The following is an 11,929-nucleotide window of genomic DNA, read 5'->3' as shown; positions in this document are numbered from 1 at the left end:
ACAAGTGCAGTGCCTACTCGCCGCCACTGCCCAAAACATCAAAAAGATCGCAATGGCACTCACCAAAGCTCCGAAACAAGCTCCCGCGTGACAAAGACCAGCGCGTAAAGGACCAAACGCAAAAACGCGGACAAGCGCCACAAAACCAAAGCCAAAAAAACAAACCCGCCGAAAACGACGGGTTTGTCAGCAGTCTGAACCCGCCGGATCGGCGGGTTTTTTGTTGTCCTGGACAGGAATGAACCGGCTTCCTCTACGACGCGCGCGCCGTATTCGCCACCCGCCGGTCCCGGCGGCGGTCGCTGACCGGCTGATAGGCGATCTTGCAGTGATGGGCGCAGTAGGGCACGCCCGGATCGGAATGGCGTCCGCAGAAATAGAAGTCCTCGCTGCTCGGATCGCCGATCGGCCATTTGCAGGTCCGTTCCGTCAGCGTCAGGATCGTTGCCCGCTCGGATATGGGGACCAGCTCCGCGATCGGTTCGGCTTCCGGTTCGATCTCCGGAGCGGGAGCCGGGGCCATTTTCAGCGCCGTCGCTCCGCGCGTCTGCGGTTGCGGCGCGCTTTGGCGGCCGGCGGAAGAGGCCGGAGAGGATGGCGACGACGGACGGTTGCGGCGCGGTTTGCTGGCCGGAGACGGCGTCTTCGCCCGTCCCGACAAGCCGAGGCGGTGAACCTTGCCGATGACCGCATTCCGCGTGACGCCGCCGAGCTCGCCGGCGATCTGGCTTGCGCTCAGGCCCTCGCTCCAGAGTTTCTTCAAAAGCTCAACGCGTTCCGTCGTCCAACTCATTTGCCGCACCCCTTGGTCCGTGGCACATGCCAGAAGGCATTAACCCGGTGTTAAGGCGCGTATGAACGCGCCAGTCATGGCATATATAGTGCCGTGATTTGATTATGTGCACGAGATATCGTGGCTGATGGGTTGGAGATTACAATAGGGAGAAAAGGGCAGGCAAGTTGCCCGCCTGAATGAGATGGGGAAGAACCGACTTTTCCCCATAAATGGCGCAAATCGTCGGGCGCTCCGGAAGTGGCTGATTTGAGCCATTTGCATTGACACAAAGCCGGGGAAGCAGTGTATAAGGAGACCTGAATTGCGCGTGCCGCCTCTTTGGGGCGGCACGTTTCGTTTTGGCCGGTAAAGGGCCGAAGGCGAGCCGGGGAATCCGGTCTCCAGAGGAGTTGAAACAATGTCGGCGACTGCGCTGTTTGGGAATTACGCAAGATCGAGCCTGGAGTTCGATCACGGGGAAGGTGTCTGGCTCGTGACGAACGACGGCCGACGTTTCCTCGACTGCGGTTCCGGCATCGCGGTGAACTCCGTCGGCCATTGCCATCCGCATCTGGTCCAGACCCTGAAAAGCCAGGCTGAAAAGCTCTGGCACGTCTCGAACCTGCACAGGGTGCCGGATCAGGAACGGCTCGGCCGCCGCCTGGCCGAGGCGACCTTCGCGGACAAGGTCATGTTCTGCAATTCCGGTGCGGAAGCGATGGAAGCCGCCATCAAGACCGCACGCCGCTATCATTATGACCGGGGTGAGCCCGAACGCTACCATATCGTCACCTTCGAAGGCGCATTTCACGGGCGGACCATCGCCACGATCGCGGCCGGCGGCCAGGCCAAGTACCTGGAAGGCTTCGGTCCCAAGGCGCCCGGTTTCGACCAGGTTCCCCCTTGCGACATGGAGGCCCTGAAGAAGGTTATCGGCCCGCAGACGGCGGCGATCGCCATCGAGCCGATCCAGGGCGAAGGCGGTATCCGCGAGATCCCGGTCGATTTCCTGCGCCAGCTGCGCAAGCTGTGCGACGACGAAGGCATCCTGCTGATTTTCGACGAGATCCAGACTGGTGTCGGCCGGACCGGCAAGCTTTTCGCCCACGAATGGGCCGGCATCGCGCCGGATATCATGGCGATTGCCAAAGGCATCGGCGGCGGGTTCCCGATGGGCGCCTGCCTGGCGACGGAAGAGGCTGCCGCGCCGATGGTGCCGGGAACCCACGGCACGACCTTCGGCGGCAATCCGCTGGCCATGGCCGTCGGCAATGCGGTCCTCGATGTCGTCCTCGCAGACGGCTTCCTCGAAGCCGTTCAAGCCAAGGGCCTGTCCTTCAAGCAGAAACTCGCCGGACTGGTCGACAGCCATCCGACGGTCTTTTCCGAGGTGCGCGGCGCCGGCCTGATGCTGGGCATCAAATGCGTGGTCCCGGTCGGCGATTTCGTCGGTGCGGCCCGGGAAGCCGATGTGCTGGTCGTGCCCGCCGGTGACAACGTGGCGCGCGTCATGCCGCCTTTGACCATCACGGAAGAAGAAATCGGCGAAGCCGTTGCGCGGTTTGAGGCCGCGGCCAAGGCGATCGAGCAGACACTGACAGCAAAAGGAGCGGCAGAGTGACCAGTACCGGTATGTCGCGGCATTTTCTCGACCTGACCCAGTTCGGCGGCGACGAGCTTCGCCATATCCTCGACGCCTGTAAGCGCATCAAGAAGACCCGCAATGGTGTGCGCCGCGGCGAGGGGATCCTGGCCGGCAAGGTGCTGGCGATGATTTTCGAACAGCCGTCGACACGAACCCGCATTTCCTTCGACGTCGGCATGCGCGAACTCGGCGGCGAGACGCTGATGCTGACCGGTGCGGAAATGCAGCTCGGCCGGGGCGAGACCATCGCCGATACCGCGCGCGTCCTGTCCCGTTTTGTCGATGCGATCATGATCCGGATCCTGGACCACGAGCAGCTCAATGAACTGGCGGAAAACGCCACCGTGCCGGTGATCAACGGCCTGACCAAGGTGTCTCACCCCTGCCAGATCATGGCGGATCTTCTGACCTTCGAGGAACACCGCGGCATTATTTCCGGCAAGAGTGTTGCCTGGACCGGGGACAGCAACAACGTGCTGGCCTCCTGGGTTCATGCCGCCCCGCGCTTCGACTTCGAACTCAGGATCGCCACGCCGAAGGAACTCGCCCCGCCGACGGACCTGATCGAAAAAGCCCGCGCCGACGGGGGCTCGATTATCGTCACCGACGACCCATATGAAGCGGTAAAGGATACCGATTGCGTGGTGACCGACTGCTGGGTTTCCATGGGAGACGATGACGAGGAAAACCGTCACAATCTTCTCAGCGCCTATCAGGTCAACAAGCGCCTGATGCAGGAAGCCAGGTCGGATGCGCTTTTCATGCATTGCCTTCCCGCCCACCGGGGTGAAGAGGTGACGTCTGAAGTGATGGACGGGCCGAATTCCGTGGTCTTCGACGAGGCGGAAAACCGCCTGCACGCGCAAAAGGGTATCCTTGCCTGGTGTTTTGACGCCGTTTAAGACGCGGTTGGAAAGGCTTTAAGCGTGGCATTCAATATTGAGGATTATGGCGTAAGCCCCGCAGGGCAGGACGCGGTGCGTCCCTTTGCCGTGGAAGGACTGGACGTGCGCGGTCGGGCCGTTTCGCTCGGCCCCGTGGTGGAAAAGATCCTGGAGCGGCACAACTATCCGGAGCCGGTCTCGCGGGTGCTGGCCGAAGCGATCGTCCTGACATGCCTTCTGGGAACCTCCCTGAAGTTCGATGGCCGCTTTACCCTGCAGACCCAGACCGACGGGCCGGTGTCCATGCTGGTCGTCGATTTCACCTCGCCCGACGCGGTGCGCGCCTGCGCGACCTTCGACCAGGAAAAACTGGCGAAGGCGATGGAAAACGGTCCGCCCTCGGCCGAACAGCTGCTCGGCCGCGGTCACCTTGCCATGACCATCGACCAGGGACGGCACATGCAGCGCTATCAGGGGTTGGTGGAGCTCGACGGGATCTCGCTGGAGGAAGTGGCACGTCGCTATTTCGCCCGTTCCGAACAGATCCCGACCGAGGTCCGCCTTGCCGTCGGCGAACTCTTCACCCGCAACGAGGGCGAAGGGCCGTCGCACAGCTGGATTGCCGGCGGCGTCATCGCCCAGTTCCTGCCCGAGGCGCCGGAACGCATGCGCCAGGCGGATTTCTCACCCGGCGACGCGCCGGAAGGCACGGTCCTGCATGACATCGACGAGGACGATGCCTGGGTGGAGGCGAAAGCCCTTGTGGAAACGGTCAAGGACGTCGAATTGACCGACCCGGAAGTGACCGTCGAGCGGCTGCTGTTCCGCCTGTTCCACGAACGCGGGATCCGCCTGTTCGAACCGCAGCCGATCGTCGACCGCTGCCGGTGTTCGCGCGAAAAGGTCGTCGGCATCCTGAAGAGCTTCAGCGCCGAGGAAATGGCGGACATGAAAAAGGACGGCAAGGTGGTGGTCACCTGCGAATTCTGCAGCACCCGCTACGAATTCGATCCCGAGGAAGCCGCCGGCTAGCTCACCTTCCCGGCAAAATCGGCGACTGCCTTTGCAGCCTCGGCAATGTTGCCATCGAGGGTCGCCGGGGACTTGCCGCGCGGTCCGAAGTCGTGATTGCCATCTTCCAGGTAAGTGATCGCAACGTGTTCCGGCAGGGAAATCTCGTCCAGCTCGGCGCGCGATCCGAACGGATCGCGGTCGCCCTGGCAGATCAGGACCCGCCGTTTGGCTCCCTGAAGAGGCTCCAGGCGCCAGTCCGCCTCCGCTTTCCCGGTCGGGTGGAACGGATAGCCGAAGCAGCACACGCCCTTGACACGGCCGGGCAGGGAAGCCCCGCCCGCCAGCATGGCGGCCACGCGCCCGCCCATGGACTTGCCGCCGATCAGGATCGGGCCGTCGCTTTCAGACATGAGCGCCTGCAGGGCGGTCTGGAATTCGCCGATGAGCTTGTCGGCCCGCGGCGGCGGCCGTTTGGACCCGCCGGTCCGGCGTCCGGCCATGTAGGCGAACTCGAACCGGGCGACGGCGATCCCGTTGGCGGCCAGTGCCGCCGACAGCTTGTTCATGAAGGCGGAATCCATGGCCGCTCCCGCCCCGTGAGCGAGCAGGAGGGTGGCAACGGCTGAGGTGTCCGGGCGGGTCCAGAGAAAGTCGGGCATGTGGATCGGGGTCCGTTGGAGGTTTCTTGGGTCAGAAAAAGCTGACCGGGAAGTAGCGCAGGTAAAGCTCGCGGTAGACGCCTGTCTGCTGTAGCCGGCGAAGGGCGTAGTTGATGGCCTCGCGCGTGGACGCGTCGTCCTTGCGCATGGCGATCGACAGGCCTTCGTCGAAATAGCCGGGCTCCAGCCAGGGGCCGCCGGCAAACCGGCAACAGTCTGCCGCATCCGTGCTGTTGAGCCAGAAGGAAAGCGAAAGCCCGTCGCCGAAATGGGCATCTACGTCGCCTTTGACCAGCGCCGTGCGCGCCGCCTCCACCGTATCGAAAGGCATCAGGAAGGCCTCCGGCCAGAATCGCGCGGCAAAGGCTTCGTGTCGGGAGCCGGCTTCGACGGAGATCCGGGCGCCGGCGATCGCATCCGCCCCGAAGGCCTTTTCCTTCCCCGTCCGGACGATAAACCGCGCCGGAAGCTTCAGGTAGTCGTCGCTGAACGAAAGGCGCTCCACAAGGTCGTCGGTGCGCGCGAGGCCGGATATGATGGCATCGCCTTCCCCTTCCTCCAGGGCCGGCAACAGGCCGCTGAATTCCTTGATGCGCAGGGAGCAGGACGTATCGAGTTCCTGGCAGATGGCGCGCGCGAGGTCGACGTTGAAGCCCGTCAGTCGATCCTCAGCATCGCGGTACACGAACGGCGGATAGCCGTCGGTCGCCAGAAACTGGATCTTGCCCGGAATGTCGGCCGGACGGTCATGCACCGCCTTCGGGTCCCAGAAATTGGGCACCACGACCGTCTCCTGCGCATTGACCCTCGTGAGAAAGGCGCAAAGGGCCAGGAAAACAAGGAGTATGTTTCTGAAATGAGTGACCATTGCCTGCCGCTTGTGCCTCGACCGTCCCGACTGAGCCGCGCCCCATTCGCGCTCCGTGAGTCTCGAAACTCTTTATAGCGTTTTTGCGGACGGTTGCAGGGGCTTTCGTCGGGCGGCGGCGATTTCAGGCATTTCTGTTGCCGTGGCATTCGCCGCCCGTTTCCGATCAGGTGCTTCCGCCATGCCTGCCGTAAATGCCAGGCGCATCAGCTATGCAAAAATACGGTAGAATTTCTTGAATTTCCGCATTGAATTCTTAACTTCCGTCTAGTAGTGGTCGCACAAATCGGCAACGCATCACCCCGGCGGAGTTCGGGCGTTTCAGGAGGTCGACATGACCCGTGATGAACTTATTCGCGAATACAAAGAGCACAGCGGAACCTGGCCGGCCCTTGTCGGCGTCTACGGCGTGATCGTGGGTACGATGCTGCTGTCCGGCTATTTGATGGTCGGCTGATCCGGCACAGGCCGATCAATTCCCTTAAATCAGGCTGAGCCCCCGGTCCTGTCAGGACCGGGAGCGGTTTTGTTTGTCCGCACCTCCGGCGTCGCCGCCGGAGCGTCAAACATCGGCGGCTTCGCCGATATCGTCGACGCCGCGTTCTTCCAGGAGCGTCGTGAGCCAGTTCGGATCCATTTCCGGAACCGAGGACAGGAGCAGATCCGTATAGGGATGGTGCGGGGGCGTGAACATTTCGTCCTTGGGCCCCTGTTCCACGACCTTGCCTCTCTGTATCACCACGACCTCATCCGCGATGGAACGGACCGTCGCCAGATCGTGGGTGATGAACATGTAGGCCAGGTTGAACTCCTGCTGCAGCCGGTCAAGCAGCTTCAGAATGCCTTCCGCCACGAGCTGGTCCAGCGCGCTGGTGACCTCGTCGCAGATGATGAAGGACGGATTTGCCGCAAGCGCACGGGCGATTCCGACACGCTGTTTCTGACCGCCGGAGAGCTCCGGCGGGTAACGGCTGTAGAATTTCGACGGCTCCAGTTCGATCAGGTCGAGCAACTCGTCGACCCGGCTTTTGAGCTTGGCGCCTTTCAGACCGCCGTAGAACTGGGCCGGGCGGCCGATGATCTCGCTGATCCGGATCTTGGGATTGAGCGCGGTGTCGGCCATCTGGTAGATCATCTGGGCCTGACGAAGCTGTTCCTTGGTCCGGTCCTGATATTTCGGCGGCATGACCTCGCCGTTGAACAGGATCTGTCCCTTGGTCGGCGGCAGCAAACCCGTGATGCAGCGGGCGGTCGTCGACTTGCCGGACCCGGATTCACCGACCACGGCCACGGTCATCCCCGGATAGATATCGAAGGATACGTCGTCCAGCACCTTGGTCGGACCATACGCGGCATCGATGCCCTGGACAGAGACGATCGGCGTTGCATCCGGGCCTGTCGGCCGGCGCTTTTGCGGCCGCTTGAAGCTGCGCACCGCCCACAGGCTCTTGGTATATTCCTCCTTCGGATTGTCGAGCATTTCCTCCGTTGGAGCTTCCTCGACCTCTTCCCCTTTCAGGAGCACCTTGATGGTATCGGCCATCTGGGCGACGACCGCGAGGTCGTGGGTGATGTAGATCGCGGCGGTGTTGAACTGGTCGACTATATCCCGGATGGCCGCCAGCACCTCGATCTGGGTGGTCACGTCGAGGGCCGTCGTCGGCTCGTCGAAGATGATCAGGTCGGGACGGCAGGCCATCGCCATGGCGGTCATGGCCCGCTGCAGCTGTCCGCCGGACACCTGGTGCGGATAGCGGAAGCCGATTTCGTCCGGATTTGGAAGGCGCAGGCGCTCATAAAGCTGCATGGCGTCTTCCTGCGCTTCCATGCGCTTCTGGATCCGGTACTGGATCGGGGCTTCGGTGTGCTGATCGATGATGCGATGCGCCGGATTGAAGGAGGCGGCGGCGGATTGGGCCACATAGGCGATCCGTGATCCGCGCAGGGCGCGCAGGTCGCTCTCCGGCGTCGTCGTCAGCTCCATGCCGTCGAATTCGATCGATCCGCCGGAAATCCGGCAGCCGTCCCGGGCAAAACCCATCGCCGCCAGGCCGATCGTGGACTTGCCGGCCCCGGACTCGCCGATCAGGCCGAGCACCTCGCCCTTGTGCAGGGTGAGGTCGACCCCGTGGACGATCTCGATCCATTCTTCGTCCGAAAAACCTTCGATACGAAGATCGGTGATCTTGAGCAGAACGTCTTTCTTCGAACTCATGGTCAAACCTCCTTCAGGCCGGAGGACCGGAACAGCATCCAGTCGACAACGAAATTGACGGCAACCGTCAAAAGGGCGATGGCGGCGGCCGGGATCAGCGGTGTCATTTCACCGAAGGAAATCAGCGTCGCGTTTTCCCGCACCATGGAGCCCCAGTCGGCTGTTGGCGGCTGGATGCCGAGACCCAGGAACGACAGGCCGGCGATCAGCAGGAACACGAAGCAGAATTCCAGGCCGAATTCGGCAATCAGAGGCGCCGTCGAATTCGGCAGGATCTCCCGGCGGATCAGGTACCAGGTGCCTTCGCCCCTCAGTTTTGCCGCCTCGATATAGTCCATCACCACCACATTGCCTGCAACGGCGCGTGTGAGCCGGAAGACGCGGGGTGAATAGATGACCGCGACCACGATGACGATGACGGCCAGATTGGTGCCGAAGATACTCAGCATCAAAAGGGCGAAGATCAGCGAGGGTACGGACATGATCACATCGGCCGTCCGTCCGAGGATCTGGTCGAACCAGCCGCCTTTCGTGGCCGCATAAAGGCCGGCGACCGCACCCATGAGAAAGGCGAGGGCCGTTGCCAGGAGGGCAAGCCCGACCGAGTTGCGGGCGCCGAAAATGATGCGGCTGAACATGTCGCGTCCGAGCTGGTCGGCCCCCAGAAGCATGTTCTCATCTGGCGGCGCGAAGGCCGATGCGATCACCTGCGCTTCCCCGTGCGGTGCGATGATCGGGGCGAAAACGCCGGCAATGGCATAGGTGAAGATCACGAACATGCCGAACGCCGCTGTCAGCGGAGCCGTCCTCAGTTCCTTCGCCATCCATTCCGGACTGATCATGATCAGGAATTCGCGGAAGGCGAAAGACGTTCCGGCTGCAAGGGCAAGCATGCCCGCAGCGATCGTCACGAAGCGAAGCGCGGGGACACCACCGATAATTCCCATGATGAACGACGCCAGCGTCAGCGAGAAAATCAGCAGGAAGACTTCGCGTTTCTTGAAATAGGCTGCCAGACAGGAGGCTCCGATCAGCAGCGCGTAGTATCCGATTACAAATGTGTTCATATCGCTGCCCTCACTTCGGATGCCGCAACCGCGGATTGGTCAAAATGGCTCCGACATCGGCCGCCAGATTGAGCAGGATGAAAGTTGCGGCGAAGATCAGGCAGCAGGCCTGAACGATCGGGAAGTCGCGTTTCGCAACGGCGTCCACCAGAAGCTGGCCGATGCCCGGATAAACGAACACCACTTCCACCAACACCACGCCGGTAATGAGATAGGCAAGGTTCAGGGCCACGACGTTGATGATCGGCGCCCAGGCATTCGGAAGGGCGTGTTTGACGATCACCCGCCAGGGCGGAACCCCTTTCAGCCGCGCCATCTCGATATAAGGCGAGGCCAAAAGGTTGATGATTGCCGCTCGCGTCATGCGCATCATGTGCGCGGTGACGACAAGCACAAGCGTGAGGGCGGGCAGGAACGTTCGCTGCAGCAGCTCGGCAAAGGTCATGTCCCCGCTCAGGCTTGCGATCGCCGGAAAATAGTTCGACTTCACGGCCAGATAGAGGATGAGGATGTAGCCGAGGAAGAATTCCGGAGAGGAGATGGACGTCAGCGTCAGGACGTTGGCGACCCGGTCGAACAGGGTGTTTCTCAAAAGCGCGACGATCACCCCGAGTATGATCGAAATGGGAACCGCGATCACGGCCGCATAGGTCGCAAGAAACAGCGTGTTGATGAACCGGCCGGTGATCGCTGCGGTCACCCGTTCTCCGGAGACGAGCGAGACGCCGAAATCGCCGGTCAGGGCGCCGGCCAGCCAGTGCAGATAGCGGAGGACCGCCGGCTGGTTGAGGCCCATTTGCTCGCGCAGGGCGGCAACCGTTTCCGGCGTCGCGCTCTGTCCGAGCACCGCCTGGGCGATATCCCCGGGCAGCAGTTCGACCGCGAAGAAGATCAAGATTGAAACAACGAATAGCGTGAGCAGGCCCAGGCCGAGTCGTTTGAGAACGAGCCTCAGGATATCGCCCATATGTCCCTCCAGATGTTTGCGCCAGACGCCGGTTCGCGCTGCCGCCAGTGCTGGAGAATGCCGGGTGATGTCAATGAAACAAAACTCAACGCCTCCAGCCAGCCCCTTCCGGCAGCCCGTTCTGATGCGGGCATGCCGTCATGTGCGTCCGGCGTGGCCGGGCTTGTGATGCCGGCCGCGCCAGTGCTGTTCACCTTAGGCGTCTTCGAACCACCAGCGGCTCGGCGCGCGCGCGCCGTCGCAGGCCCAGCTTGCGGCAACGGAATCGCCGTGCATGACGTTGGAACGGCGTGCGTAAACGAAGTTGTTGAAGAACGGGATGATCGTGCCGCCGTCGTCATGCATGAGCAGGCACATCTCGCGGTACATCTCTGCGCGCTTGGTGTCGTCGAGCTCCGACTTGGCTTCCAGGAGAAGCTTGTTGAACTTCTCGTTGTGCCAGTGGCTCTCGTTCCAGGCCGCGTCGTCCTTGTAGGCGAGCGTGAACATCACGTCCGGAGTCGGGCGCGCGCCCCAGGAAACCGCGGTGAACGGCTTCTTGAGCCAGACGTCGGAGTAGTATCCGTCGTTCGGCTCGCGCACGACCTGGAGCTCGACGCCGGCCTTCTTGGCCTGTTCGGCATAGAGCACGCACATGTCGACGGCGCCGGAGAAGACGCTGTCGGCCGTCGACAGCGAAATCTTCAGGTTGTCGTGGCCGGCTTTCTTCAGCAGCGACTTGGCCTTTTCAGGATCGTATTCATGCTGCGGAATATCGTCCGGCCAGTACGGCTGCACCGGCGAGAGATGGAAGTCGTTGCCGATCGTGGCGGCGCCGAAGGCGATCTTTTCGATGATTTCCTTGCGGTCCATGGCGAGCTTCAGGGCGGTACGCACGTTCACGTCGTCGAACGGTGCGGTATCGCAGAACATCGGCATGGTGATCGCGGCACCGGACGGAATGTTGTCCACCTTGATGTTCGGATTGCGCTCCAGCAGGGACAGCGTCTTCAGCTCGACCAGCGACACACAGTCGACATCGCCGGTGACAAGGGCTGTCTGGCGGGCATTCGGGTCGTTGAGGATGATCATCTCGACCTTGTCGAAATAAGCGCCCTCGCCGTGCCAGCCGTCATTGCGGCTCAGGGACCAGCGTACGCCGAACTCGCCGCTGTCGATCTTGTACGGGCCGCAGCCGTCGCCGGACTGCCAGTCGATCGTACCGTCGTCATTGGCCGGGCAGATGGCCAGGTGATAGTCGGTCATCAGCCACGGCAGATCCGCGATGCCGCGGCCGAGCTTGATGACAACCGTATGATCGTCGGCGGCCATCACGTCCGTGACATCGGTCAAAAGGGCCTTGGCCGCGGAAGTCGTCTTTTCACCCCGATGGTGGTTGATCGAGGCGACGACGTCCTTGGCCATCACCTTGTTGCCGCTGAGGCCGAAATGGGCGTTCGGGTTGAGCTTGAACGTCCACTGTGCCGCGTCGGGTGTCGCTTCCCATTCGGTTGCCAGATCCGGACCGAGGGAATTGTCCGGATTGATCATGGTCAGATAGCTCCGGTACTGATGCGCCAGGAAGATCATCTGCCGCGTCACGTAGGTGCCCGGATCGTGCGTGTCCGACGTGTTGCCGTCATGAACGCCCCAGCGGAAGGTCCCGCCTTTCTTCGGCGCGGCTTTCGCCTGGGTGGACCACAGTCCCGTTGCCGTGGATGCCGTGATGCCGGCCAGCACGGAGTAGCGGATAAATTCACGTTTGGTGATACCGCCCGTGCGGGCCGCGTCTGCAAGACGGGTCAGTTGCCCATCGTCTTTGGACTTTGTCATCCTGTCTCCCCTTTCGGATTGTC

11 protein-coding genes are annotated in these 11,929 nt (G+C 62.1%); 4 read left to right on the top strand and 7 right to left on the bottom strand.

Going from position 1 to position 11,929, the window contains the following annotated elements; translation table 11 throughout:
* Positions 1–253: 253 nt before the first annotated feature.
* Positions 254–793 (bottom strand): GcrA family cell cycle regulator, encoded by a 540-nt coding sequence (locus HK439_RS12570; protein WP_190291853.1) that lies wholly within the window; start codon positions 791–793, stop codon positions 254–256.
* Positions 794–1,193: 400 nt separating this feature from the next.
* On the opposite strand from HK439_RS12570, the gene HK439_RS12565 reads away from it, so the two are divergent.
* From HK439_RS12565 to HK439_RS12555, 3 genes are read left to right on the top strand one after another with little or no spacing between them, the layout of a single operon-like run.
* Positions 1,194–2,396, top strand: a complete 1,203-nt coding sequence (locus HK439_RS12565; RefSeq protein WP_190291852.1) for an aspartate aminotransferase family protein — start codon at positions 1,194–1,196, stop codon at positions 2,394–2,396.
* Positions 2,397–2,407: 11 nt separating this feature from the next.
* Positions 2,408–3,322 carry an ornithine carbamoyltransferase gene (gene argF, locus HK439_RS12560; RefSeq protein WP_190291864.1) on the top strand — a complete coding sequence of 305 codons (915 nt, stop codon included), beginning with the start codon at positions 2,408–2,410 and terminating at the stop codon, positions 3,320–3,322.
* Positions 3,323–3,346: 24 nt separating this feature from the next.
* Positions 3,347–4,336 carry an Hsp33 family molecular chaperone gene (locus HK439_RS12555; protein WP_190291851.1) on the top strand — a complete coding sequence of 330 codons (990 nt, stop codon included), beginning with the start codon at positions 3,347–3,349 and terminating at the stop codon, positions 4,334–4,336.
* On the opposite strand, the gene HK439_RS12550 is transcribed toward HK439_RS12555, so the two are convergent.
* Together HK439_RS12550 and HK439_RS12545 are read right to left on the bottom strand one after the other, a co-directional pair.
* Positions 4,333–4,977 (bottom strand): alpha/beta family hydrolase, encoded by a 645-nt coding sequence (locus HK439_RS12550; protein ID WP_190291850.1) that lies wholly within the window; start codon positions 4,975–4,977, stop codon positions 4,333–4,335. The two genes, HK439_RS12555 and HK439_RS12550, sit on opposite strands and share 4 nt — an antisense overlap.
* Before the next feature lie 31 nt (positions 4,978–5,008).
* Complete coding sequence (locus HK439_RS12545) at positions 5,009–5,761, bottom strand: transporter substrate-binding domain-containing protein (protein ID WP_209011768.1); 753 nt, start codon at positions 5,759–5,761, stop codon at positions 5,009–5,011.
* A gap of 418 nt (positions 5,762–6,179) precedes the next feature.
* Between HK439_RS12545 and HK439_RS27115 the strand changes: the two genes are divergently transcribed.
* Positions 6,180–6,302 carry a hypothetical protein gene (locus tag HK439_RS27115; RefSeq protein WP_268956893.1) on the top strand — a complete coding sequence of 41 codons (123 nt, stop codon included), beginning with the start codon at positions 6,180–6,182 and terminating at the stop codon, positions 6,300–6,302.
* 105 nt (positions 6,303–6,407) lie between these two features.
* On the opposite strand, the gene HK439_RS12540 is transcribed toward HK439_RS27115, so the two are convergent.
* From HK439_RS12540 to HK439_RS12525, 4 genes are all read right to left on the bottom strand, one after another.
* Entirely contained in the window at positions 6,408–8,060 is a 1,653-nt protein-coding gene (locus tag HK439_RS12540) for an ABC transporter ATP-binding protein (protein ID WP_190291848.1), read from the bottom strand.
* Positions 8,061–8,062: 2 nt separating this feature from the next.
* Complete coding sequence (locus HK439_RS12535) at positions 8,063–9,127, bottom strand: ABC transporter permease (RefSeq protein ID WP_190291847.1); 1,065 nt, start codon at positions 9,125–9,127, stop codon at positions 8,063–8,065.
* A gap of 10 nt (positions 9,128–9,137) precedes the next feature.
* Positions 9,138–10,094, bottom strand: a complete 957-nt coding sequence (locus HK439_RS12530; protein WP_190291846.1) for an ABC transporter permease — start codon at positions 10,092–10,094, stop codon at positions 9,138–9,140.
* A 195-nt stretch (positions 10,095–10,289) separates the two neighbouring features.
* On the bottom strand, positions 10,290–11,906 hold the full coding sequence (locus HK439_RS12525) for an ABC transporter substrate-binding protein (protein ID WP_190291845.1): 1,617 nt from the start codon (positions 11,904–11,906) through the stop codon (positions 10,290–10,292).
* Positions 11,907–11,929: the final 23 nt, after the last annotated feature.

The sequence above is a fragment of the Roseibium aggregatum genome, from assembly GCF_014692675.1.
Taxonomy (GTDB): domain Bacteria; phylum Pseudomonadota; class Alphaproteobacteria; order Rhizobiales; family Stappiaceae; genus Roseibium; species Roseibium aggregatum_C.
The sequence above is the reverse complement of the archived record's forward strand: the minus strand, read 5'-3'. Positions and strand labels throughout refer to the sequence as shown.